Raw genomic sequence first — 24,186 nt, 5'->3', positions numbered from 1 at the left:
ACGCGGTGGCCACTTTTTTACGCGCTCTTTTTCGTGAAACGAGAAACCTGTGGGAGCGAGCGTGCCCGCGATTGCGACTTTATCAGTCACTGCATCAGCGTCTGATACACCGTCATCGCGAACAAGCTCGCTCCCACAGTGATCTCAATGGCCTTGATTCTGGAGTTCTGCCATGCAACGCATCGACCACTCACTGCCCTGGAGCCACCTCGGTACCGAGCGCACCCTCAGTGTGTTTCGTTATGGCGCGGGGACTCGTAAGGTCTACATCCAGGCCAGCCTGCACGCAGACGAACTGCCGGGCATGCGCACGGCCTGGGAACTGAAAAAGCGCCTGGCTGAACTTGAGAGCCAGGGGCAACTGCAAGGTGTGATCGAACTGGTGCCGGTGGCCAACCCCATCGGGCTCGATCAGCACTTGCAAGGCAGTCACATGGGCCGCTTCGAACTGGGCAGCGGCAAGAACTTCAACCGCTCGTTCGTTGAGCTCAGTGCACCGGTGGCGCAGTTGATCGGTGATCGGCTGGGCAGCGAGGCGGAGGCGAACATCGCACTGATCCGCCAGACCATGGGCCAGGTGCTCGATGGCTTGCCGGCGCCGGCTTCACAGCTCGAAGCCCTGCATCGTCTGTTGCTGCGCCATGCCTGCGATGCTGACATCACCCTCGATCTGCATTGCGATTTCGAGGCGGCCATTCATGTGTATGCGCTGCCGCAACACTGGCCGCAGTGGCAATCCCTGGCCGCACGTTTGAAGGCGGGCGTAGCGTTGCTGTGCGAGGACTCCGGCGGCAGTTCATTCGATGAGTCTTGCTCTTCGCCATGGTTGCGCCTGGCCCGAGCGTTCCCTGAGGCGGCGATTCCAGCGGCTAACCTGGCGACCACCCTGGAGCTGGGCAGCATGGGCGACACTCGGGTTGCGCAGGCGCAAGCCAATTGTGAGGCGATTCTGGGCTTTCTCGCCGAACAGGGCTTCATCCGGGGCCAATGGCCGGCGGCGCCGGGCGAATGTTGTGAAGGCATGCCGTTTGAAGGCACCGAGTACCTGTTCGCACCGCATCACGGGGTGGTCAGTTTCCTGCGCGAGGCCGGGGAATGGGTGGAGAAGGGTGATGCACTGTTTGAAGTGGTTGACCCGTTGAACGATCAAGTCACCACCGTGCGCGCTGGCACCAGCGGCGTGCTGTTTGCCATTGATCGCGGGCGTTATACGCAGCCAGGGACGTGGCAGGCGAAAGTGGCGGGGCGTGAGCCGATTCGGGCGGGCAAGCTGATCAACGATTGAGCAGGATGTTCGTCGGTGCCGCAAAAGGCCTCATCGCTACACCCGAGATGCTTCGGCCTGCTTCACAGTGTTAGGCTCCTCTTCGAATCCTGCGCACTGTGAAGGAAGGCTTATGTTGAAGATTCTCGCTCTGCTCACGCTGCTGGCATCCGCCGCTGTTCACGCTCAAACCCCGCTGCAAACCGATCTGCCGCTCAAATACCTGGCGCAGGCCACCCCCGAATCCCGCGATCAACCCCTGGTGATTTTCCTCCACGGTTACGGCAGTAACGAGCAGGATCTGTTTGGCATCAAGGACGAATTGCCAAAGCAATACACCTACCTGTCGGTGCGGGCGCCGAGGGTGATGCAGGAGGGCAGCTATCAGTGGTTTCGCAAAAAAGGTGAAGGTGCCTACAACGGCGAGACGGATGATCTGAAGTCCAGCGGCCAGCTGTTGCTGGATTTCGTCACCCAGGCGACAGAGAAATATCACACACAACCGGACAAGGTGTTCCTGGTGGGGTTCAGCCAGGGCGCGATCATGTCCTATGAGGTCGCCCTGCGCCATCCCGACTCTGTGGGCGGGATTGCCGCGTTGAGCGGGCGGATTCTGCCGGTGCTCCGGTCTGAATTGATACCGGATGAAAAGCGTCAGTCGCTAGCGATTTTCATCGGTCATGGCACGGCGGACAAAAGTCTGCCTTATAGCGACGGCACCGAAGCCAACAGCCTGTTGCAGAGCATTTCACTCGAGCCCGAGTTTCACACCTACCAGGGTGTCGGTCATAGCATCAGTGCCGAAGAGATTCAGGATTTGAACGCCTGGCTGCAGCGCCTCAATCCCTGAGACTTACTTGCCGCTGACGATCTGCTTGATCAGCGTTTCGTGGGCGGCCATGTCGCCCGGGCGGGAAATGACCTGAACCACGGTCATGCGGCCGCCGGACGCACCCATCAGTGTGGTGTTGAGGGTCTGGCCGCCGCCCTGGGTGGCGGTGCTGTCCACCTGGCGCAGGCCCAGGCCAGTGCTCTTCAGGGTCAGGCTTTTCTCACTCAGCTTGTTGTAATCCGGTAGCGCCTTGCGTTGTGCCGAGTCGAAATCGGCCGCTGTGCCGTCCAGAAATTCGCCGTCGTTATCCTTGACCTTGACGCCTTCCGGCAAATTGTTTTCTGCGGCAATCACCACCGTTTTGGTGGCTTCGTTGGCGTACATGGTGCCGCTTGCGCCGGTAGGGCTGGTTGGCAGTGCATTGGCGACGAAACCCTTGGGCAGGGTGAACGTGAACTTGCCGCCGAGCATCGAGACCTTCTGCGCCGCGTCCTTGGCGGGCGCCTTCGCCGCCTGCGCACTCAAAGCCCCCAGGCTGGCAGCCGCTGCCAGCAACAGGACAACGGCTTTTTTACTCAACAGTGACATTCGAAATCTCCAGGGATGGTCGCGCAATGGGGGGCGATCATCCCATGGAGGTTGTGAGGCATTCCAGTGCGGGGTAACGGACGGTCGCGTGGTTTGAACTGAGGCCGATGGTGGGCGAGCCCGTTCGATTGACGTACGGGGCCGATGATCTACCCGTTTGAAATTGTTGAAGATGGCGCGCTCGGCACCGGTTTTGCCAGCAGGCGCCGGGTGACCCCGAGCATGGCCACCGAGACGGCGACACCGAGGCCGAAGCCGATCATGCCCATGCGGGGCAAGGTCAATGTCACCACCAGGCAGAACGCCGAAAACGAATACATGCCGGTGGTTGTCGCCCGCAGCAGCACGGCGGTAAATGCCGGGCCGCGGGTTTGTTGGGAGAACACCGCCATCACACTGCCCAGCACCGGGAACACCGCGAGCAGGCCGCTCCAACGGTCGCCGACGGTGCTGGCCAGCCAGGTAACAGCCAGGGTGAGCAGGGCGCCGGCGACCATGCGCAGCAGCAATTTGTCGGACTTCGATGCCGGGCCGGCAAGGACCGGCTGCACGGAAGGAAACAGGTAAGGCGCGGCCAAAAGAGCGGTCGCGGCGGCGAGCACTGATAACAGCAACGACGGCGTCATCAGCGACAACACCACGGCAATCACAGCCCAGACCATCAGTGAAACCGTCAATGCCAGCGGCCATCCCGTGCGTTGGCAGACCTGCGCGTAAGTCACGCAAAAGGCAATCATGGCGAACATGGCCGACAGGGCTGCCATGGCCGATTGGGCGGCGAATGCCTCGCCTTGTTCAATGGCGAGGAAAAACAGGATCGGCCCGACCACCACCGGCAACCCGGACAACCAACCCGCCACGCTGGGTCCCCAGCGTTTTCCGGCCAGGGATATCAGCAGCAGGAAACCCGGAATCACCAGCAGTTTGAGGATCAACACGCGCACATCTCCATCGGTGTGAGGTAGCAACGGTAACATTGCAGTGATGAAATTGCGCTATAGATTATGTGATTTTGTATACAAAAATATCGCCAGTTTTCTGCAATTGGCTCAAGCGTTTTTCGCCTTCTGGCTCGATCCGCGCGCCCGGCAACCCGAACTGCACCAGCAGTTGCTGGGCATCGCCCCATAAAGTTTGCGATGATCTACCGGCGACCCTGCGCCTTCCCACCTGTTGATGGATCATCGTGTGAAATTCAGTTTGCCCAAAATCGGCACAGCGCCGTTTTGCCCGCCGGAAGTGGCGGGCTCCGTCGCCGTGGACCCCGGCGCGTCATTCTTCAAGCGAGTTCTGCGCTTTGCCGGTCCCGGCTTGCTGGTGTCCATCGGTTACATGGACCCGGGCAACTGGGCCACCGCCATCGAGGCCGGGTCACGGTTTGGCTACAGCCTGTTGTTCGTGGTGCTGTTGGCGAGCCTGGCGGGGATGGTGGTGCAATGCCTGTGCTCGCGCTTGGGCATCGCCACCGGGCGTGACCTGGCGCAATTGTGCCGCGAGCGCTACAGCAAACGGACCGCACGCACCCAATGGGTGTTGGCGGAAATCTCGATCATCGCCACCGACCTTGCCGAAGTGCTCGGTTGTGCCCTGGCTTTCCATTTATTGCTGGGCTGTTCGCTGACCTTCGGTATCGCCCTCACGGCCTTCGACACCTTGCTGGTGCTGGCCTTGCAGAACCGTGGTTTTCGTCGACTTGAAGCGATCATGCTGGTGCTGGTGGCGACCATCGGCGCCTGTTTTTTTGTCGAGTTGCTGTTGATCAAACCCTACTGGCCGGAGGTCGCCCAAGGCTTCAAGCCATCACTGTCGGCCATCAGTGATGCGGCGCCGTTGTACCTGGCCATCGGCATCCTTGGGGCTACGGTGATGCCGCATAACCTGTACCTGCACACCTCGATTGTGCAAACCCGGTTGATCGGCAAGGACCTGGCCAGCAAACAGGATGCGGTGAAACTGGCACGCATCGACACCATCGGCTCGCTGGCATTGGCGCTGATGGTCAACGCGGCGATCCTGATCCTCGCGGCGGCGGCCTTTCACCAGACCGGGCATAGCGACGTGGTGGACATCCAGGACGCCTATCATTTGCTCGATCCCTTGGTGGGCGGGGCGTTGGCGAGTGTGTTGTTCGGCGTCGCGCTGTTGGCTTCAGGGCAGAGTTCGACCTTCACCGGCACCATCGCCGGCCAGGTGATCATGGGGGGTTTCCTGAACCTGCGCCTGCCGTGCTGGCAACGGCGTTTGATTACCCGCGGACTGGCGCTGATACCGGCATTCATCGGTGTCTGGCTGATGGGCGACGATGCGATCGGCAAGTTGCTGGTGTTGAGTCAGGTGGTATTGAGCTTGCAGCTGCCGTTTGCGTTGTATCCGCTGATTCGCATGACCAATGACCGCCAGTTGATGGGACCGTTGGTGAACAGGCTGCCGACGCGGGTGTTGGCGTGGGGGTTGTTTGTGCTGATCAGTGGGGCGAATAGCTGGTTGATTCTGCAGTTTCTGGGGTGAATGTTCTGGCCTCATTGCAAGCGCGCGGACCCGGCAAAAAGAACCCGGTCTGAAGCGCGGGGACAACCCTGTAGGAGCCAGCTTGCTAGGGATCGCGGTGCATCTGTCAACAATGATGTCGACTGACATGCCGCTATCGCCAGTAAGCCGGCTCCTACAAAGATGCCATCTCGCCACGGAACCGGGGGTGTTATCAGACTGCAGCGGATCTTCGTGGGTCCCCGCGCAGCCTGTTGAACGCTTTACGCTCGTTCGAGCGCCAAGGCCACGCCCTGACCGCCACCGATGCACAGGGTGGCGAGGCATTTCTTGGCGTCACGCTTGAGCATTTCATGCAGCAGGGTGACCAGCACGCGGCAACCGGAGGCACCGATCGGGTGGCCGAGGGCGATGGCACCGCCGTTGACGTTGACCTTGTTCAAGTCCCATTCCAGGTCCTTGGCCACGGCCAGCGATTGCGCGGCGAAGGCTTCGTTGGCTTCGATCAGGTCCAGCTGGTCGATGGACCAACCGGCCTTGTCCAGGCAACGGCGAGTGGCCGACACCGGGCCGATGCCCATGATTGCCGGGTCGACGCCTGCGTTGGCGTAAGCGGCGATTTTTGCCAGTACCGGCAGGCCCAGGGCCTTGGCTTTCTGCGCACTCATCAGGATCACGGCCGCCGCGCCGTCATTCAGCGAAGAGGCGTTGCCGGCGGTCACCGAACCGTCCTTCTTGAACGCAGCCTTGAGTTTGCCCAAGGATTCGGCAGTGGTGCCGGCCCGTGGCTGCTCGTCGGTGGCGAAGGACAGCGGATCGCCCTTGCGCTGCGGGATCAGGATCGGGGTGATTTCATCGACGAAGCGCCCGGCTTCGATGGCGGCCACGGCTTTCTGCTGCGAGGCGGCGGCAAACGCGTCCTGCTGCTCACGGCTCAGGCTGTATTTCTCGGCCAGATTCTCGGCGGTGATGCCCATGTGGTAATCGTTGAACGCATCCCACAGGCCGTCGCTGATCATGGTGTCGACGATTTGCGCGTGACCCATGCGCAGACCGGTGCGCGCACCGGGCATGACGTAGTTGGACAGGCTCATGTTTTCCTGGCCGCCGGCGATGATCACCTCGGCATCGCCGCAGCGAATCGCCTGGGCACCCAGATGCAGGGCTTTCAGCCCCGAGCCGCAAACCTTGTTCAGGGTCATGGCCGGTACGGCGAAGGGCAGGCCGGCCTTGATCGAGGCCTGGCGCGCAGGGTTCTGCCCGGCGCCGGCGGTCAACACCTGGCCCATGATCACTTCATCGACCTGCGCAGGGTCGAGCCCGGTTTGTGCCAGCAGTTGGCGGATAACGGCCGCGCCCAGGTCCACGGCGGACACATTGGCCAGCGAACCCTGGAAACTGCCGATCGCGGTGCGCGTGGCGGCAACAATGACGACTTCTTGCATGGAATGATTCCTCACTGGGCAGCGAACTGCATTTCCGGCACGTGGTCCGGCACGATCAGTTTACCGGCAGTCTTGGCGACGATCTCTTCGACGCTGACACCCGGTGCGCGCTCTTTCAGAATGAACGCGCCGTTTTCGATTTCCAGGTAAGCCAGATCGGTCAGCACACGTTTGATGCAACCGGCACCGGTCAGTGGCAGGCTGCACTTGGACAAGAGCTTGGACTCACCGTCCTTGGACGCGTGGGTCATGATGACGATGATGTTGTCGGCGCCGGCCACCAGGTCCATCGCGCCGCCCATGCCCTTGACCAGTTTGCCCGGGATCATCCACGAAGCAATGTTGCCCTCGACGTCCACTTCGAACGCGCCCAGCACGGTCAGGTCGACATGGCCACCGCGGATCATCGCGAAGGATTCGGCCGAGGAGAAGATCGAAGCGCCGATACGGGCGGTCACGGTTTGTTTGCCGGCGTTGATCATGTCGGCATCGATGGTTTCTTCGGTCGGGAACGGACCCATGCCCAGCAGGCCGTTTTCCGACTGCAGCATGACTTCCATGCCTTCGGGGATGTAGTTGGCGACCAGGGTGGGAATGCCGATGCCCAGGTTCACGTAAAAGCCGTCCTGCATTTCGCGGGCGACGCGTTGAGCCATTTGTTCGCGGGAAAGTGCCATTGTTGTTATTCCTTCATTCGGTCCGGGGGCAGGGGATCACTTACGCACGGTGCGCTGTTCGATGCGCTTTTCGAACGTGCCGCAAATGACCCGGTCGACGTAGATGCCTGGGGTGTGGATCTGCGACGGGTCCAGCTCGCCGGGTTCGACGATTTCTTCGACTTCGACCACGGTGATTTTGCCGGCGGTGGCGGCCAGCGGGTTGAAGTTCTGCGCGGTGTGGCGATAGATCACGTTACCGAAATGGTCGGCTTTCCAGCCTTTGACAATGGCAAAGTCACCGGTGATGGACTCTTCCATCAGGTACTTGCGGCCATTGAATTCGCGTACTTCCTTGCCTTCGGCAACCGGGGTGCCGACGCCGGTGGCGGTGAAGAAAGCCGGGATGCCGGCGCCGCCTGCGCGCATTTTTTCGGCGAGGGTGCCTTGCGGGGTCAGGATGACTTCGATTTCGCCCTTGAGCAGTTGTTCTTCGAACAACTTGTTTTCGCCGACGTAGGAGGCGACGACTTTGCTGATCTGGCGGTCGGTCAGCAGCACGCCAAGGCCGAAACCGTCGACGCCGCAGTTGTTGGAAACCACGGTGAGGTCGCGAGTCCCTTTGCGCTTGATCTCGGCGATCAGGTTCTCCGGGATCCCGCACAGGCCGAAGCCGCCGGCGATCACGGTCATGCCGTCTTCAAGACCTGCCAGAGCTTCCTCGTAGGAACTCACACGCTTGTCGAAACCTGCCATATGCACCTCTTTTATTCTTTGTGGGCGGCTGGCTAGCCGAATGGGGTTGAGTGTCACGCTGTGAGATTAATTTGTTAAGTTGATTTTTAATGTTGATTGATAGATAAATCTCAATAATGCACCGCTTTGGAGGCAACGATTATGACAGTCAAGCAGATCCGCGCCTTCCTGGCCGTGGCCCAGAGCCTGAGTTTCGCCGTGGCCTGCGAGCGCCTGCACCTTTCGCAATCGGCCTTGAGCCTGACGATCAAGGCGTTGGAGGAGGGGCTGGGCGGTCGGCTGTTCACGCGCAACACACGTAACGTGGCGTTGACTGCCGAGGGTGAGTCCCTGGTGCCGCTGGCGCGCCGCTTGATTGCCGATTGGGACAATGCCGAGGACGAATTGCGCCAACGGTTTACCCTTCAGCGCGGTCGCGTGACCCTGGCCGCCATGCCATCGTTTGCCGGCAACCTGCTGCCACCGATCCTCAAGACATTCCGCGCCCGGTATCCGAAAGTCAACGTCACGGTCAACGACGTGATCAACGAGCACGTGCTGGAAATGGTCCGCGACCGCCAGGTGGAGTTGGGCGTGGCATTCGAGCCGACCCAGAGTTCGTCGCTGCAATTCACGCCGTTGTACATCGACCGTTTTGTCGCGGTGGTGCCCCATGATTCGCCGCTGGTGGAGCGGGATGAAATCGACTGGCAGACGTTGCTCAAGGAGCCGTTCATCACCTTGCAACGCCCATCGACGGTGCGGGTGATGCTGGAGGAGCACTTGCAGGCACGGGGCATGAAGCTGCCGGTGGAGTTCGAGAGCCATCAACTGGCGACAGTCGGGCGGATGGTCGCCAGCGGACTAGGCGTGAGCGCGGTGCCGGCGTTGTGTGCCGGGCAGATGCGTGAGCTGGGCGCACGCTGCATCACCTTGCGCGACCCGGTGGTTGAGCGGGCGATTGGCGTGCTGACCAATCCTGGGGGGGAACTGTCGGCGGCGGCGCAGGCACTGTTCGATATTCTCAAGGAAGAAAGCCTGGGTCCACGTTTGGAGCCCGCTACAACTTTGCGGATGACGCCAATCCTGTAGGGACCGGCTTGCTGGCGATGGCGTCCGCCCAGATGGCGCAAGGGTCAATCTCCTATCGCCAGCAAGCCGGCTCCTACAGGGTGGTGGGTTAATCAGGAGGAGAGGCGTTGGGCCAACAGGGGCAAAAGCTGCTCGCAGGACATTTCGATCTTCATATCCAGAATCTCATCCGCCCGGGTCTTGCCCAGGTTGATCGCCAGCAGCGGTTTGCCTTGATCCACCACCGCGCGGCACAGGCGAAACGCCGAGTACGCCATCAGTGACGAGCCGATCACCAGCAACCCGGCGGCATGTTCCACCGCGGCCATCGCTTTGGCAGCCGTGGCCTGCGCAACGTTCTCACCGAAAAACACCACGTCCGGTTTCATACGTTCACCTCGGCAATGCGGGCAATGCGGCACTTGAAAGCGTGCCTCGAACGCCGGATCGAGCAGGGTGTCACCGTCCGGCGCCTGCACCGCGTCCACGCCCGCGAGGTATGGATTCTGGGTTTCCATCAGGCGCTGGATCGAATCCCGTTCGCTGCGCTTTCCGCAGTCCAGGCACAGCACCCGGTGCAGGCTGCCGTGCAGTTCGATGACGTCGTGGCTGCCGGCCTGATCGTGCAGGGTGTCGACGTTTTGGGTGATCAGCTCGCTGATCTGCCGGGTGCTCTGCAAACGGGCCAGTGTCTCGTGGGCCACGTTCGGTTGCGCCTGACGCACCCGCGGCCAGCCGAGCATCGCCCGAGCCCAATAGCGTCGACGGGACTCGGCGGCGGAAAGAAATTCCTGATACATCATCGGTTGCCGGCCACGTCGCACACCCTGGTTGTCGCGATAGTCCGGAATGCCCGACGGGGTGCTGATGCCGGCGCCGGTCAGGACAACGAACGGCTTGTCGGCCATGAGCTGCTGGAGCCGGTCAAGTTGTTCGTGGATAAGGCTGTCGAGCATGTTCAGCACTCCGCATGGGCAACGAGTGCAAGCAGATTAGCATTTTGCCGCTAGCCCCTGTAGGAGCCGGCTTGCTGGCGATGGTGATCTTGAGGACGCCATCGCCAGCTGGCCTGCTCCTGCAGGTCCGGTGTCATTTGCGTGCTTCGAGTATCAGGTTGAAAGGCGTTTCCGTGGCCCGGCGGAAACTCGAGAACCCGGCCTCGGTGAATACCTTGCGCAACCGCGCCTCACCCGCTTGCGCACCGAGACCGAGGCCCACTTCTTGGGACAGCGAATTGGGTGTGCAGATAAAGGTCGAGGCGGCGTAGAACAACCGGCCGACCGGGGTGATGTTGTCATCGAGCGAGTCATTGGCGAACGGCTCCACCAGCAGCACCGAGCCATCCGCTTTCAATGACGCGTATGCGTGTTTCGCCGCGCCTACCGGGTCGCCCATGTCGTGCAGGCAGTCGAAGTAGCAGATCAGGTCGTAGTCATCGCCGGGGTAGCCTTTCGCCGTGCCCTGGAAAAACCGCGCACGGCTGGACACGCCACCTTCTTCAGCGCGTTGGGTGGCCACGGTGACGGAGGGCGCGTGGTAATCGAAACCGACGAACTGCGAATTGGGAAACGCCTGAGCCATGATCACCGTCGACGCGCCATGGCCGCAGCCGATGTCCGCGACCTTGGCGCCTTCCTCCAGCTTGGCCACTACGCCGCTGAGGGCCGGCAGCCATTCAGCGATCAGGTGCGCCTTGTAGCCGGGGCGGAAGAACCGTTCGGTGCCGCTGAACATGCACGGATGGTGATCGCCCCAGGGCAGGGCGCCGTCGCCGCGCATGGCGTTGATCAGTTTGTCCTTGTCGTGGAAGAACGACGCAACCACCCCGATACCGCCGGCGATGTACACCGGCGAGTCTTCGATGGCCAGCGCCAGGGCTTGTTCTTCAGGCAGGCGGAACTGGCCGTCGCGGTGTTCCATGTAGCCGGAAGCGGCGTGGGCGCTGAGCCATTCGCGCACCAGGCGGGGGTTGCAGCCGGTTTTGTCGGCGAGTGTTTCAGGGCTGATCGGCTGGCTGTCGGCCATGGCCCGGTACAGGCCAAGCTCTTCGCCGAGGATGACGTTGGCGAGCATCGCCGCGCCGCCCATGTCATTCACCAGTTTGCCCATGAAATCGTTGAGTCTGGCCTCGTCCATCACGTGTGCTCCTTCAGAAAGGATCACGGTCCAGAGGCTTCGTTTGCCTGGGCATACGCCGCTGGGCGGTGGTCGTGGGAATGGACAGGACATCGGGATGCCCTGTGTGGATTAAGTTTAGTCCGACACGGGACCCTGTGGGAGCGGGCTTGCCCGCGAAGAGGTCGGCAGAGCCAGCACATTTGTTGTCTGACATACCGCTATCGCTGGCAAGCCGGCTCCCACAGGTTTTTGGTAAGCAGGACATGCGCCTGTATCCCACTGTATCTAAACGGCCTCTCGATACAGTCCCCCGCAATTCATGGCCACCGCCGAACACAGACCAGATACAAACCTGCGCTGAACTGTGAAGACCGTCAGACGCCTGCAAACGCGCGTCAACGCCACTTCCAGGTCGTCGCATCAGGCGGCCGTTCGCTCCTGACACTGTAGGGGACCACAATGACAACACTTGTGCCTGAATCCACTCTCCACGCTACGCCGGTCAATCGCCTGCGGGTCGATCACTACACCAACGGCATCATCGGCCCGAGTCAGACGATGCTTGGGCCACTGGCCGACGGCGGCACCCTGATTACCGGTACACCACCGGGCTGTTGGGGGCCGATGATCACGCCAGCGTTTGAAGGTGGCCATGAAGTGACGCAACCGGTGGCCATCGTCGGCGCGGAAATCGGCGATGCCGTGGCGATCAAGATCAAAAGCATGCGCGTGACGTCGCTGGCAACGTCCTCCGGCGTGATGAAGTTCGTTGAAGGGCGCTACAACGGCGATCCGTTCGTCGCCAAATTTTGTTCCAAATGCGGCACCGAGCATCCGGCCAGCCATGTCGAAGGCATTGGCGAAGACGCTATTCGCTGCAACAACTGCAATGCCGAAGTCAGCGCGTTTCGCTTCAGTCACGGCTATGTGATCGTGTTCGATGCGCAGAACCAGGTCAGCCTGACGGTCAACCAGGACATCGCCAATCAACTGGCCGGCAACGCCTCGCAAATGTCGGCACTGCCGGAGTTCGCCGCGCAGCACTCGATCCTTTCCCTGGCCCGTGCCGATATTCCCGGCGTCGCGGCGCACATGCGGCCGTTCCTCGGCAACATCGGCACTTTGCCGTCCCGTGACCTTCCCGATTCGCACAACTGCGCCGATTTCGGCCAATACCTGATCAACGCACCACACCGTTTCGGCATGTCCCGCGAAGAACTGCACGCGGCCAAGACCGACGGCCACATGGACACCAATTCGATCCGCGAAGGCTGCGTATTGATCTGCCCGGTGAAAGTACCGGGTGCCGGGGTGTACATGGGCGACATGCACGCCCAGCAGGGCAACGGCGAAATCGCCGGGCACGCCACCGATTGCTCCGGGGAAACCGAAGTGGTGGTGCAGGTGGTGAAAAACCTGACGCTGGAAGGGCCGATCCTCCTGCAAAACCTCGATGACCTGCCACCGATGGCGCGCCCGATGAACGCCGAGCAACGGGCCAAAGTCCGCGAGTTGGGCGAGCGTTGGGGCCAGCACGAGATCGAGCAGAGCGGCCCGATCACCTTCCTCGGCAGCGGCGAAAACCTCAACCTCGCGGTGGAGAACGGCCTGCAACGCGCCGCTTCCGTCACCGGCCTGCCGTACGACGAAGTGCTCAATCGCGCCACCATCACCGGTTCCATCGACATCAGCCGCCTGCCGGGCACCGTGCGTGTGACATTCCTGTGCCCGATGGACGTGCTGGATCGCATCGGCATTGGCCATCTGGTGCGCGAAAAGTACGACCTGGCGTAACCCTGCCCAGCGGGTTTGTATTCGAACGTGTACAGACCCGCTGGCGATACACGCTGTGCCGTTTTCCGTGAGTGCGCAACACAGAGCCGATACACCGCTTCGATTAACTGTGAGTCCGCACTGACAACCTTTGAGACCGACATCATGCAAACCCCCATCACTTCCACCAAGGCCAGCGCCGGGCTCGGCTTGCGTCGCGGTTTAATGAAGGACCTGCTGGCCGCCCCGACCGGCCATTTCGACTTTCTCGAAGTCGCGCCCGAGAACTGGATCGGCATCGGCGGCGCCCACGGCGCGGCGTTGCGAACCCTCGCGGAGCGCTATCCGTTGTCCTGTCACGGCCTGTCGCTGTCACTGGGCGGGCCGTCGCCGCTGGACGTCGGATTTCTGCAAGAGGTGCGGGTTTTCCTCGATCACTACAACGTGCCGCTGTACAGCGAGCACCTGAGTTATTGCAGCGATGACGGTCACCTCTACGACCTGTTGCCGTTGCCCTTCACCGAAGAGGCGGTGCATCACGTCGCCGCGCGCATCCGTCAGGCTCAGGACATTCTCGGTCGACGCCTGGCGGTGGAAAACGTTTCCTACTACGCCGCGCCACAGCAGGACATGGACGAAGTGACCTTCACCAACGCCGTACTGCGCGAGGCCGATTGCGACCTGTTGCTGGACGTCAACAACGTCTACGTCAATTCGATCAACCATGGTTTTGACCCGCAGACGTTCCTCGCTGGCATCGATTCGAACCGCGTGGTGGCGATGCACATCGCCGGGCATTTCGATGAGTCCGATACCTTGAAGATCGACACCCACGGTGCATCGGTCAAACCAGCGGTGTGGTCGTTGCTGAGCGAGGCCTACGCCCGTTTCGGCGCGCAACCGACCCTGCTGGAGCGGGATTTCAACTTTCCGGCGTTTTCCGACCTGGTTGCCGAATTAAATACCATCCGCCGGTTGCAGAGCGAGGAGGTGAGCCGTGGCTAAGCGCTCGCTGCATGAACAGCAACACAGCATGGGCCTCTACCTGCGCGATCCCGATCACTGCGCGCCGCCGCCCGAGATGGACCCGGCGCGGGCGCAGGTTTACCGCGACCTGGTGTTCGCCAACCTGTCATCGCTGATCAGCGGTACTTTTCCGGTGCTGGTGAGCATTCTCGGCGACCAACAGTGGCGGGCACTGGTGCGACTGTTCCTGCGCGACTACCGCGCCCACACGCCAAAATTCGGTGAAATTGCCGAGGAGTTCGTCGAGTTTCTCGCTTCTGAACCTGCGGCGCTGGCCGACGGATCGTGGCCGCCGTTCATGGTTGAACTGGCGCACTACGAGTGGGTGGAAATGGCCCTGCAACAGTCCGAGGCCGAGCCGTTGCCCCCTGGCGATGGCGCGTCGTTGCTGGATCGTCCGCTGCAGGTTTCACCCTTGGCGTGGCCGTTGGCCTATACCTGGCCGGTGCAATTGCTGGGGCGGGATTTTCAGCCCGATGTGGCCCCGGATCAGCCGACGTTGTTGCTGGTGCGTCGTGACCTGGATTTCAGTGTGAAATTTTCCGGATTGAGCCCGTTGGCGTTTCGGTTGTTGCAGCGCATCGATGAATTTCCCGGGCTGACCGGGCGAGGGCACTTGCAACCACTGGCCCAAGAGGCGGGGATGACCGGTTCAGCCGAGTTTCTCGATAACGGTTTGGCGCTATTGCGGCAGTTGCATGATCAAGGTGTGGTGGGTCACTTCACTGACTGACCCATCCTTGAACCATACCGAATCTCCTGTAGGAGCAAGCTTGCTCGCGATGAGGGATTGCCAGTCGCCAGCGATGCAATCTGAGACACAGCTATCGCGAGCAAGCTTGCTCCTACAGAGGCGAGGTGTTGGTGGAATATGGGTACATCCGTCCCAATTGTCTCGCCTGTGAAACAGTCCTAACTATTTGAAAATTATTTGCTAAATCCCCGCAATAAACCTCAAGCCTGGCCGATATAACCATCAGGCGCAGACAAGTTGATTACAACAATGGCGCCGGCCTGAAGGGGGAGGCGCCAATGCCCGCCTTTGAGAAAAACGGCATGGACGCTCGCAGCCACATCACCCGAGTATCGTCCTATGTCATTGCGTAATCTGAATATCGCGCCTCGCGCGTTCCTCGGTTTTTCCTTCATTGCCCTGCTGGTCATCGTGCTCGGTGTGTTTGCCGTGAACCGCATGACTGTCATCCGCGAGGCCTCTATCGACATGGAGTTGACGCAGCTGCCCAGCGTCGGCTACCTGGGCAATATGACCGAAAACGTCCTGCGCATGCGCATCCTGTCGTTCCGGGTGTTGGTCAACCGTGAGCCGGCAGCGTTGCAGGAAGCCCAGACGCGCATCGGTGTGCTGGTCGACAAGCTGCGCAGTGCGCAAGCCAGTTACGCCGCGCTACCGGCCGGGGCCGAAGAAGCGCAGCTGTACAAGACGTTTACCGCCACGCTGGACAATTACATGCAAGCCCAGTCCCAGATGCTGGAGCTGTCGCGGCAGAACAAGCTTGATGAAATGCGTGCGCTGATCAACACACGGATCAAGGACGGCACCGATCAGATGGGCGAGCAACTGAACAAACTGGTGGCCCTCAATACGGCCGATGCCAAGGGCGCTTCGGCTACCGCGGGTGCCAACTACGACAGCGCCATCATCGGCATCGTCGTGGTCGCCGTGATCGCCGCGTTGTTGACCGTACTGCTGGCCTGGTTGTTGACCCGCAGCATCGTCACGCCGCTGAACCGCGCCGTACTGGCGGCCCAGACCATTGCCGAGGGCAATCTGAGTAAGGTCATCGACGTCGATGGCAAGGACGAACCGGCGCGGTTGCTCGGCGCCTTGGCCATGATGCAGGCCAGCCTGCGTAAAACCATCGAACAGATCGCCGGCTCCGCCACGCAATTGGGTACTGCCGCCGAAGAACTCAGCGCGGTGACTCAGGATGCGTCCCGTGGCCTGCAGCAACAGAACAACGAAATCGAGCAGGCCGCCACCGCCGTCAACGAAATGACCGCCGCCGTGGAAGAAGTGGCGCGCAATGCGGTATCGACCTCCGAAGCTTCGAACCAATCGACTCAGGCCGCCCGCGAAGGCCGGGACCGGGTGGTGGAAACCGTCGATGCGATCCAGACCATGACCCATGACGTGCACAACACCTCGTTGATGATTGAAGGCCTGGCGACCCAGGGACGTGACATCGGCAAGGTGCTGGACGTGATCCGTGCCATCGCCGAGCAAACCAACCTGTTGGCGCTGAACGCGGCCATCGAAGCGGCCCGTGCCGGTGAAGCCGGTCGTGGGTTTGCGGTGGTGGCGGACGAGGTTCGGGCGTTGGCCCATCGCACGGCGCAATCGACCCAGGAAATCGAGAAGATGGTCGCCGGCATTCAGAACGGCACCGGAGAAGCGGTGGCGTCGATGCAGCAAAGCAATCAACGTACCCAGAGCACCCTGGAACTGGCCCGCGCCGCCGGTGTGGCGCTGGAGCAGATCACCGAGTCGATCCATTTGATCAACGAGCGCAACCTGGTGATCGCCAGTGCCTCGGAGGAACAGGCGCAGGTGTCTCGCGAAGTCGACCGCAACCTGGTGAACATTCGCGATCTGGCCACGCAGTCCGCCGCCGGCGCCAACCAGACCAGCACCGCCACCCATGAACTGTCGCGTCTGGCGGTGGATTTGAATGCGCTGGTGGCGCGCTTTGTCATCTAAGGTGTAAGGCTGATCTGTAGGGGGCCGCGTCCCCCTACAGGTATCAGCCGCGCAGTTTGAGCTCGGCGCACAAGCCACCGCCTTCACGATTACTTAACGTCAACGATCCCCCGATCGCCAACGCCAGTTGCTGTGCAATCGCCAGCCCCAACCCGGTGCCGCCGGTGCTGCGGTTACGCGAGTTCTCCACGCGGTAGAACGGTTCCATGACCTGGGCCAGCTCCGCTTCGGCAATGCCCGGGCCGCGGTCCATGACTTTTACCGAGACGCTGCCGTCGGCTTTCTTTTCGACCTGCAACTCGGCGGCGCCAGCAAATTTCAGGGCGTTGTCCGTCAGGTTCACCAATACCCGGCGCAAGGCGTGAGGGCGGGTGTCGATGACGGTGGCGCTTTTGCCGCTCAGTTGAACTTCCTTGCCCACGTCCTGATAGTCGAACACCAGGCTATCGAGGAACGAGTCCAGGTCGGTACGGCGACTTTCTTCGGTGGCGCCGTGGACGCTGCGGGCATAAGCCACGCCTTCGCGCACCAGGTGTTCCATCTCGCCGAGGTCGCTCCACAGTTTGTCTTTTTCCACGCAGTCATCCATGAACTCGGCGCGCAGCTTCATCCGGGTGATCGGCGTTTGCAGGTCATGGGAAATCGCGGCCAGCAGTTGCATGCGTTCTTTCAGGTAAGCGGCGATGCGCGCCTGCATGGCGTTGAAGGCCCTGGCGGCGTGGGCCACTTCGGTCGGGCCTTTTTCGTCCAGCAGCACCGGGTGGGTGTTGGGGTCAAGGTTGTCCACGGCTTCGGCGAGGCGGGTGAGGGGGCGAATGGCGATGCGTACGGCCAGCCAGGTGCAGGCGATCATCAGCGCCAGTTGGCCGAGCAGGACGATGGGCAGCCAGGGCGACAGCGGCACCATCGCAGGCCGCACATCGATGGTCAGCGGGCTGCCGTCCGACAGCTTCAGGTGCACCTGAAAGTGCTTTCTCGGCCCCGGAATATCGGTGAAGGTCATCGGGTAATCCTTGCCGATGGCGTCCTTGATCGAGGCCATTGCGATCGGCGCGCCGGGCATGTCCATGTCCATGGGGTCACCGTTGGCGCCTTCACCCAGGAGATAACCGTAGTTGGTGCGTTGTAACTGCTGCAGCCATCGCATGCGTTCGTCGGCCGGCAAGCGGTCAAGGATGGCGATGGAGGTCGAGACGTCGGTTTCCAGGTTGCCGAGCATGGTGTTTTTCGCGCTTTCGTAGCGCTCGTAATACTGCGCACCGAAGGACAGCGCCTGGGCGAGGATCAGGCCGATCAGGAAGATCAGCGACAGCCGTGAAGCCAGGGTGCGAGGCCAACGCATCGACAGGTTCATGCTGGCGCACCGACGATTTCCACCGGCAGCGAAAACACATAGCCCTCGCTGCGCACGGTCTTGATGTAGGCCGGTTCGCGGGCATCGTCCAGCAGTCGCTGGCGCAGGCGGCTCACCAGCAGATCAATGGAACGGTCAAACAAATCGGCATCTCGGCCCTGGGTCAGGTTGAGCAGCTGGTCGCGGTTGAGCACCCGCTGTGGGTGATCGAGGAACACCCGCAGCAAGCGGTATTCGGCACCGCTCAAGGCGACCATGGTGCCGTCGCCGTCGAGCAGGTGGCGGGCCGAGGTGTCCAGTTTCCAGCGCCCGAAGGCCAGCAGGCGACTGCTTTCGGTGACCACCAGGTTGGGGGGCAGCATCCGCGTGCGGCGCAGCACGGCGTTGATCCGCGCCAGCAATTCGCGGGCGGCGAACGGCTTGACCAGATAGTCGTCGGCGCCCATCTCAAGGCCGATGATGCGGTCGGTTTCATCGTTACGGGCGGTGAGCATCAATACCGGCGTGGCCTTGTGTTTTCCCGAACGCAGCTCGCGGCAGAGCATCAGGCCATCGTCGCCCGGCATCATGATATCCAGCACGATCAGGTCCACCGGCGTGGATTCGAGAAAAGTCCGCATCTGCCGGCCATCGGCGACGACGGTGGTGCGCAGACCGTTTTTCTTCAGGTAGTTGCCCACCAGTTCGCGGATCTCGCGGTCGTCGTCAACGATGAGAATGTGGTCGACGTGTTCCATGGGTCTTGCCTCTATATGTGGGGGATGTCGACAGTCTACCCAGCCTTTTCCCGCTCGCCCGCAGCGGTTTGTATTGCAGTGTATCTGGCTTGTTGGTGGATACACACAGACGTAAAAAAGCGATTTTTCCGGGGTTTTGTATCGCTCTGTATCCCGGCCCGGCTCAGATACTTTCCGATTTATCCGCGCCTGTTTCCGACACATGCGGGATACCTCGCAGGCTTTAAATAGGTTCCATCGAGGCAAGCCCAACCGCCTCTGCCCAAAAACGATTGACCCTATCCAGACCTTGAGGAAAACACCATGAACACCAAAGCCGTCTACGCCGCTTGCCTGTTTGCCGCCCTGAACATCTGCACCTTGTCGGCCCGTGCCGAATCCGATGTCAGCGCTAAACCGTACACCTACGGGACCCACCTGGACATCCAGAAAGTGGTGTCGCTGAAACAGGACGCTTCGCCTTCCTGCGGTGTGGTGGATGCCCAACTGACCTACCTCGATTCCCAGAGCAAAACCCAGGTCCTGGACTACCGCAAGATTTCCGATAACTGCAGCTCGGATAACTGAGTCCTGCGATTCGCCATTGCTCATCCCCTTTGAAACGAGGAACCAGACCATGAACAACATCAGCCGATTCTTGACCGCCTTTGCCTTCTCCGTCGCCGGCGCCGCCGCGCACGCCAATGCCGCTGTAGAACAAAGCGCCTGCGGCAGCAGCACCTGCTTCCAGTTGACACCGGTGGCGCAGAAGGGCGGTGAGGGTTTCCTCGCCGAGGATGGTTACAGCCGCACGCCGCAGGGGCAGGTCGTTGCCGAAAACGGGTCCAGCCACACGCCGCAGGGCAAGTGGCTGGATGGCCAGACGGCCTGATGAACAACGCCACAGGGCTTAGTGTTTGTCCCACATATTCAAGGTGATCCCATGTTCCTCATCGCTTTTCTGGGCGGCATATTAACCGTCCTCAGCCCGTGCATCCTGCCAGTCGTGCCGTTCCTGTTTGCCGGTGCCGACCGCACCCGCTCATCGATCCTGCTCACGCTCGGCGGCATGGCCGTGACCTTTGCCCTGGTCGCCAGCCTGGCGGTGGTCAGCAGCGAATGGGTCATTCAGGCCAGCAACGCCGGCCGCCATGTGGCCCTGATCGTGATGGTGCTGTTTGCCCTGTCGCTGATTTCCGCGCGGGTCGGCGAGTGGCTCACGCGTCCGTTCGTGCTGCTGGGCAATCGTCTTGATCCCAACAGCCGGAAAGTCTCCGGCCCGCTGGGTTCGCTGATGATCGGCGTTGCCACCGGCCTGCTCTGGGCGCCGTGCGCCGGACCGATCCTCGGGGTGATCCTGACCAGCGCCATGTTGCAAGGCGCGAACGCCGGCACCAGCCTGTTGTTGGTGGCGTATGGCGCGGGCAGTGCGTTGTCGCTGGGCATTCTGATCTTCGCCGGTCGCGGCCTGGTCAATCGCTTGAAACCCTCGATCCCGGTCACTGGCTGGCTGCGTCGTGGCGCCGGTGTCGCGGTGTTGGCCGGGGCGGCGGTGATCTCCACCGGCGCGGATAGCGTGTTGTTGGCCAATACCTCTTCGGAAAGTGTCAGCAGTGTTGAAAAAGGCGTGCTGGAAACCGTGCCAAAAGTTGTCGATTACTTCGTCAGCAAGGTCAAGGCCGAGTCCATGGACAACGCCCAGGGTGCCATGCCATCGCTGAACGGCGCCGTGCAATGGCTCAACTCACCGGCCCTGACCAATGAATCGCTCAAAGGCAAAGTGGTGCTGGTGGATTTCTGGACGTTCGACTGCATCAACTGCAAACACACCCTGCCGTACGTGAAGGACTGGGCGAAGAAATACGAGAAGGACGGGCTGGTGGTGATTGGCGTACACACCCCGGAATACGGCTTTGAACGGATCATCGATAACGTCAAGGACAAGGTGAAGGAGTACGGCATCACCTACCCGGTGGCGATCGACAACAACTACGCGATCTGGCGCAACTTCGAAAACCAGTACTGGCCGGCGCATTACCTGGTCGATGCCAAGGGCCAGGTGCGTTTCACCCACTTCGGTGAAGGTCGCTACGACGCCCAGGAGAAGATGATCCAGCAACTGCTGGAAGAGGCCAAGGCCGACGCCAAGGCCACCACTCCGGCGGCTTGATCCCGCAAATCAATGGCTCACAGGTCTCGCACCGTGGGCCATTGCGCGGTTCTTCTGACTACGCCGTCACGCCGCTGGCGGCGCTCCCTATTCGCGACGAAATGTCTGGTTGAAACCGCCGGACGATCGGACAAGGTCGCCCGACGATCGGGCAGGACAGCAGCGGCCGGCAGCGCGATAGTTGACGCACAGGGTCTGCCGGCCCTGTCATGTGAACATCATCGATCCCACCACGGCGCAATAATCGTCCGTCGATCACTGTTCAGTGCGCCAAACAGAGAGTGTCTCCATGAGCACACCCATTGATCTTACTGCCTTGAAAAACCGCCAGATGGCCGCCTGGGCCAGTGGTGATTACGCCGTGATCGGCACCACCTTGCAGATCGTCGGCGAGCAACTGGCCGAAGCCTGTGACCTGCTGTGCGATGAGCAAGTGCTTGATGTCGCAGCCGGTAACGGTAACGCAACACTGGCGGCGGCGCGTCGCGGTTGCCAGGTCACTTCCACCGACTATGTGGCCGCACTGCTCGAACGCGGCGAAGACCGCGCCCGGGCGGAACGTCTGAACGTGACGTTCCAGGTGGCCGATGCCGAAGCGCTGCCATTCGACGATGGCAGTTTCGATGCCGTGCTTTCGACCTTCGGCGTGATGTTTACCCCGGATCAGGCCAAAGCCGCGTCGGAGCTGGCGCGGGTCTGTCGGCCCGGTGGCCGGATCGGCCTGGCCAACTGGACGCCGGAAGGTTTCGTCGGCCAGATGTTCAAGACCCTCGGTCGGCACCTGCCACCACCCCCCGGCGCGCAACCGCCGTCGCAGTGGGGCACGGAGGCGTGGCTGCATACGCATTTCGACGAGCGTAACTTTCTGGTTCAGGTGACGCGCAAGACGTTCAATTTCCGCTATCGCAGTGCCGGGCATTTCATCGATACGTTTCGAATGTGGTATGGGCCGGTGCACAAGGCGTTTGCAGCGTTGCCGCCGGAGGGGGCAAAGGCGCTGGAGCAAGATTTGACGGACTTGATTGAACGTTCGAATCGGGCGGGGGACAAGTCTCTGGTGGTGCCGAGTGAATACCTGGAGGTGGTGATCACCCGACGCTAGAAAAAAGCGATGAAAAACCTGTGGGAGTGAGCAAGTACGCTCCCACAGGGAATTTACATAGCATTACTTGTGCCGCGACCCATCGAACCACTCCAACGCCGTACGCCAAATGCAGATCCCCAGAAAATACGCCGACATCAGCAACCAGAGCCCCATCACCATCGGGTTGATCACCGGATGATTGATCACCAGCGACAAGCTGCACAGCAACCAGGTCGCGGTCACGGCAATGTTGATCGGCATGAAGCGGCGCACGCGGAACGGGTGCAGGAATTTCATTCGGGTCAGCGTCAACAGGGCCAAGCCAATCACGGTGAGGAAAGTGATCCACGGTGAAGGAGCAATGATGTACAGGCACAAGGCGACCACGTTCCACGCGGCGGGAAAGCCCTGGAAATAGTTGTCCTTGCTTTTCATATTGACGTTGCAGAAACAGAACAGTGACGACACCAGGATCAGCGACACGGTCAGCAACAGCGTGTAGTCCGGCAACGGGATGTAGCGATAGATAAACAGCGCCGGAATGAACACATAGGTCAGATAGTCGATCACCAGATCGAGAATTGAGCCGTCGAAACCGGGCAGCACCGCTTGCACATTGACCTTGCGTGCCAGCGCACCGTCCAGGCCGTCAACGATCAGGGCCACGCCCAGCCAGAGCAGGCAATGGGTCGGCTGGTTATCGAGCAGGGCGAGTGTGGCGAGGAAAGCGGTGACCACGCCAGTGGCGGTGAATCCATGGGCACCCCAGGCTTTGAGTCTGGCGATGTGTAGGGTCGATATCACGGGGGCGTTCTCCAGAAAGTGAAGCGAGCCATTCAACGCCTTCAACAGAGGGCGGCGGCAAACCGGGTCGGGTTGCAGGTATCGACCGGGTATACGGGAATAAGGTTCACCACCCATGAATCTTAGCCAAGCCCCGAAAAAACACCCCGGGCAAACACGCGCGGCTGATTGCCGGGCGTCAGCCAAACGGTGGTGGCGCATTTACAGGTGAGGTCTATCGTTGCCTGACGGATCACTCCCTTGGATGAGGACGTCGTCATGAACACCAGCGATCTGCTCGAACAATTACTGCGTGCCGGCCAGGGCTCGATGTCGCGACAAGGCGGCGGTGGGGCCTCGGCCCAAGGCGGCCTCGGCGATCTGGGCGGATTGCTCGGGGGCCTGTTGGGTGGCGGTGGCGGCGCCAGCGGTGCCGGGGCGGGTGGTGGAATGGGCGGGCTGGGTGGCTTGCTCGGCGGATTGCTCGGTGGTGGTTCGTCGCCGATGGGCGGCGCGCCGCAATCGCGATCCGGTGGTGGCGCCAACTATGCAGCGCTTGCGTCGCTGGGGATGATGGCATTCCAGGCCTATCAAGCCTGGCAACGCAGTCAGGCATCGCAGCAACAACAGGCGCCGCAACAGGCAATGCGCACGGTGGACATGCTGGCCGGACCGGAAGTCGAAGAGCACAGCCATGCGATCTTGCGTGCATTGATTGCTGCGGCCAAGGCTGATGGCCGGTTCGACGACGCGGAGAAGGCGATGATCAACAAACAAATCGCCAGCCACACTGACGACCCGCAGTTGCAGCAGTGGCTCGACGATGAAGTCGCCAAACCGCTGGACCCCAATGAGGTGGCCCAGTCGGCAACCGATCCTGGCATGGCCGCCGAAATGTACCTGGCCAGTGTGATGCTGGTGGATGATCAGCAGGAAGCCGAACGCCGCTATCTGGATGAACTGGCGGCAGCGTTGCGGATTGAACCGGATTTGCAGGTGCGTCTGGAACAGCAGGCCAAGGGCGGGGTTGCTTGATTTTGTATCCGTGAGGACCCGCGGCGCCAGCCAGGCCGCCATCGCGGGCAAGCCCGCTCCTACAGGTACCGAAGCTGTACACAAAATCTGTTGCGGCCATCTATCCCTGTGGGAGCTGGCTTGCCAGCGATGAATGATGACGCGGTCAACCTGCCGGTGAATCCGGTCTCCGGGAATCCAACTGTGCCCGCTGAGTATATTCCCTCAGCCGCAAGCCCGATGCGGCCGACAGGCCCGTCTGTCCGGGCAATTTCAACGCCGATGGAATTTTTGCCCGAACGGTTTGCTCTGCTGAGTTAAGGGACATGCTGATTCAGCGCCCTGCAGCGA

General features: G+C 61.2%; 24 protein-coding genes. 14 read left to right on the top strand and 10 right to left on the bottom strand.

Annotation, left to right across the window (positions count from 1 at the left end; all coding sequences use genetic code 11):
- Positions 1 to 172: 172 nt before the first annotated feature.
- Both KHO07_RS16900 and KHO07_RS16895 read left to right on the top strand, forming a co-directional pair.
- Complete coding sequence (locus tag KHO07_RS16900) at positions 173 to 1,285, top strand: M14 family metallopeptidase (protein ID WP_212624953.1); 1,113 nt, start codon at positions 173 to 175, stop codon at positions 1,283 to 1,285.
- Positions 1,286 to 1,397: 112 nt separating this feature from the next.
- Positions 1,398 to 2,114, top strand: coding sequence for a dienelactone hydrolase family protein (locus KHO07_RS16895; protein WP_212624952.1), 717 nt, complete (start codon positions 1,398 to 1,400; stop codon positions 2,112 to 2,114).
- A 3-nt stretch (positions 2,115 to 2,117) separates the two neighbouring features.
- On the opposite strand, the gene KHO07_RS16890 is transcribed toward KHO07_RS16895, so the two are convergent.
- Both KHO07_RS16890 and KHO07_RS16885 read right to left on the bottom strand, forming a co-directional pair.
- Complete coding sequence (locus tag KHO07_RS16890; RefSeq protein WP_212624951.1) at positions 2,118 to 2,684, bottom strand: hypothetical protein; 567 nt, start codon at positions 2,682 to 2,684, stop codon at positions 2,118 to 2,120.
- A 149-nt stretch (positions 2,685 to 2,833) separates the two neighbouring features.
- Positions 2,834 to 3,622, bottom strand: a complete 789-nt coding sequence (locus tag KHO07_RS16885) for a hypothetical protein (RefSeq protein ID WP_212624950.1) — start codon at positions 3,620 to 3,622, stop codon at positions 2,834 to 2,836.
- A 46-nt stretch (positions 3,623 to 3,668) separates the two neighbouring features.
- Between KHO07_RS16885 and KHO07_RS16880 the strand changes: the two genes are divergently transcribed.
- A complete protein-coding gene (locus tag KHO07_RS16880) occupies positions 3,669 to 3,815 on the top strand; it encodes a hypothetical protein (protein ID WP_212627708.1) in 147 nt (48 codons plus the stop codon).
- Positions 3,816 to 3,872: 57 nt separating this feature from the next.
- Positions 3,873 to 5,192 carry an Nramp family divalent metal transporter gene (locus tag KHO07_RS16875; protein WP_212624949.1) on the top strand — a complete coding sequence of 440 codons (1,320 nt, stop codon included), beginning with the start codon at positions 3,873 to 3,875 and terminating at the stop codon, positions 5,190 to 5,192.
- A gap of 242 nt (positions 5,193 to 5,434) precedes the next feature.
- On the opposite strand, the gene KHO07_RS16870 is transcribed toward KHO07_RS16875, so the two are convergent.
- From KHO07_RS16870 to KHO07_RS16860, 3 genes are read right to left on the bottom strand one after another with little or no spacing between them, the layout of a single operon-like run.
- Positions 5,435 to 6,616: an acetyl-CoA C-acetyltransferase gene (locus KHO07_RS16870; protein WP_212624948.1), complete on the bottom strand. Its 1,182-nt coding sequence runs from the start codon at positions 6,614 to 6,616 to the stop codon at positions 5,435 to 5,437.
- An 11-nt stretch (positions 6,617 to 6,627) separates the two neighbouring features.
- Complete coding sequence (locus KHO07_RS16865; RefSeq protein WP_054051104.1) at positions 6,628 to 7,293, bottom strand: CoA transferase subunit B; 666 nt, start codon at positions 7,291 to 7,293, stop codon at positions 6,628 to 6,630.
- A 36-nt stretch (positions 7,294 to 7,329) separates the two neighbouring features.
- A complete protein-coding gene (locus KHO07_RS16860) occupies positions 7,330 to 8,028 on the bottom strand; it encodes a CoA transferase subunit A (RefSeq protein WP_075949246.1) in 699 nt (232 codons plus the stop codon).
- 141 nt (positions 8,029 to 8,169) lie between these two features.
- Between KHO07_RS16860 and KHO07_RS16855 the strand changes: the two genes are divergently transcribed.
- Positions 8,170 to 9,099 (top strand): LysR family transcriptional regulator, encoded by a 930-nt coding sequence (locus KHO07_RS16855; RefSeq protein ID WP_212624947.1) that lies wholly within the window; start codon positions 8,170 to 8,172, stop codon positions 9,097 to 9,099.
- Between the two features lie 92 nt (positions 9,100 to 9,191).
- Here the strand turns inward: KHO07_RS16855 and KHO07_RS16850 are convergent, their stop codons facing one another.
- Complete coding sequence (locus KHO07_RS16850) at positions 9,192 to 10,034, bottom strand: NAD-dependent protein deacetylase (RefSeq protein ID WP_212624946.1); 843 nt, start codon at positions 10,032 to 10,034, stop codon at positions 9,192 to 9,194.
- 133 nt (positions 10,035 to 10,167) lie between these two features.
- Positions 10,168 to 11,214 (bottom strand): class I SAM-dependent methyltransferase, encoded by a 1,047-nt coding sequence (locus KHO07_RS16845; protein WP_150733591.1) that lies wholly within the window; start codon positions 11,212 to 11,214, stop codon positions 10,168 to 10,170.
- Positions 11,215 to 11,655: 441 nt separating this feature from the next.
- Here KHO07_RS16845 and KHO07_RS16840 point away from each other — a divergent pair, with 441 nt between their 5' ends.
- The 4 genes from KHO07_RS16840 (at position 11,656) to KHO07_RS16825 (ending at position 16,714) form a co-directional block, all read left to right on the top strand.
- Entirely contained in the window at positions 11,656 to 12,990 is a 1,335-nt protein-coding gene (locus KHO07_RS16840; RefSeq protein WP_212624945.1) for an acetamidase/formamidase family protein, read from the top strand.
- A gap of 144 nt (positions 12,991 to 13,134) precedes the next feature.
- Positions 13,135 to 13,974, top strand: coding sequence for a DUF692 domain-containing protein (locus tag KHO07_RS16835; RefSeq protein WP_212624944.1), 840 nt, complete (start codon positions 13,135 to 13,137; stop codon positions 13,972 to 13,974).
- Positions 13,967 to 14,728, top strand: coding sequence for a putative DNA-binding domain-containing protein (locus KHO07_RS16830; protein ID WP_212624943.1), 762 nt, complete (start codon positions 13,967 to 13,969; stop codon positions 14,726 to 14,728). Before KHO07_RS16835 ends, KHO07_RS16830 begins: the two co-directional genes overlap by 8 nt.
- Positions 14,729 to 15,088: 360 nt before the next feature.
- Positions 15,089 to 16,714, top strand: a complete 1,626-nt coding sequence (locus KHO07_RS16825; protein ID WP_212624942.1) for a methyl-accepting chemotaxis protein — start codon at positions 15,089 to 15,091, stop codon at positions 16,712 to 16,714.
- Between the two features lie 43 nt (positions 16,715 to 16,757).
- Here the strand turns inward: KHO07_RS16825 and KHO07_RS16820 are convergent, their stop codons facing one another.
- On the bottom strand, positions 16,758 to 18,068 hold the full coding sequence (locus KHO07_RS16820) for a HAMP domain-containing sensor histidine kinase (RefSeq protein ID WP_212624941.1): 1,311 nt from the start codon (positions 18,066 to 18,068) through the stop codon (positions 16,758 to 16,760).
- Positions 18,065 to 18,805 (bottom strand): response regulator, encoded by a 741-nt coding sequence (locus KHO07_RS16815; RefSeq protein WP_075949170.1) that lies wholly within the window; start codon positions 18,803 to 18,805, stop codon positions 18,065 to 18,067. The genes KHO07_RS16820 and KHO07_RS16815 overlap by 4 nt, the downstream gene beginning before the upstream one ends.
- Before the next feature lie 303 nt (positions 18,806 to 19,108).
- Between KHO07_RS16815 and KHO07_RS16810 the strand changes: the two genes are divergently transcribed.
- From KHO07_RS16810 to KHO07_RS16795, 4 genes are all read left to right on the top strand, one after another.
- Complete coding sequence (locus tag KHO07_RS16810) at positions 19,109 to 19,372, top strand: DUF2790 domain-containing protein (RefSeq protein WP_150732470.1); 264 nt, start codon at positions 19,109 to 19,111, stop codon at positions 19,370 to 19,372.
- A 49-nt stretch (positions 19,373 to 19,421) separates the two neighbouring features.
- Positions 19,422 to 19,676: a hypothetical protein gene (locus KHO07_RS16805; protein WP_212624940.1), complete on the top strand. Its 255-nt coding sequence runs from the start codon at positions 19,422 to 19,424 to the stop codon at positions 19,674 to 19,676.
- Between the two features lie 51 nt (positions 19,677 to 19,727).
- On the top strand, positions 19,728 to 20,954 hold the full coding sequence (locus KHO07_RS16800) for a cytochrome c biogenesis protein DipZ (protein WP_212624939.1): 1,227 nt from the start codon (positions 19,728 to 19,730) through the stop codon (positions 20,952 to 20,954).
- A gap of 289 nt (positions 20,955 to 21,243) precedes the next feature.
- A complete protein-coding gene (locus KHO07_RS16795; RefSeq protein ID WP_150732473.1) occupies positions 21,244 to 22,056 on the top strand; it encodes a class I SAM-dependent methyltransferase in 813 nt (270 codons plus the stop codon).
- Between the two features lie 63 nt (positions 22,057 to 22,119).
- Here the strand turns inward: KHO07_RS16795 and pcsA are convergent, their stop codons facing one another.
- Positions 22,120 to 22,842 (bottom strand): phosphatidylcholine synthase, encoded by a 723-nt coding sequence (gene pcsA, locus KHO07_RS16790; RefSeq protein WP_150732474.1) that lies wholly within the window; start codon positions 22,840 to 22,842, stop codon positions 22,120 to 22,122.
- 258 nt (positions 22,843 to 23,100) lie between these two features.
- On the opposite strand from pcsA, the gene KHO07_RS16785 reads away from it, so the two are divergent.
- The gene (locus KHO07_RS16785) at positions 23,101 to 23,856 is read left to right on the top strand and encodes a tellurite resistance TerB family protein (protein WP_212624938.1); all 756 of its coding nucleotides are present in this window, start codon (positions 23,101 to 23,103) and stop codon (positions 23,854 to 23,856) included.
- The last annotated feature ends 330 nt before the right edge of the window (positions 23,857 to 24,186 follow it).

Origin of the sequence: Pseudomonas sp. PP3, from assembly GCF_905336995.1 — a bacterium.
In the GTDB taxonomy this organism is placed as follows: Bacteria; Pseudomonadota; Gammaproteobacteria; order Pseudomonadales; family Pseudomonadaceae; genus Aquipseudomonas; species Aquipseudomonas reinekei.
This window is presented reverse-complemented; position numbering and strand designations above follow the sequence as displayed.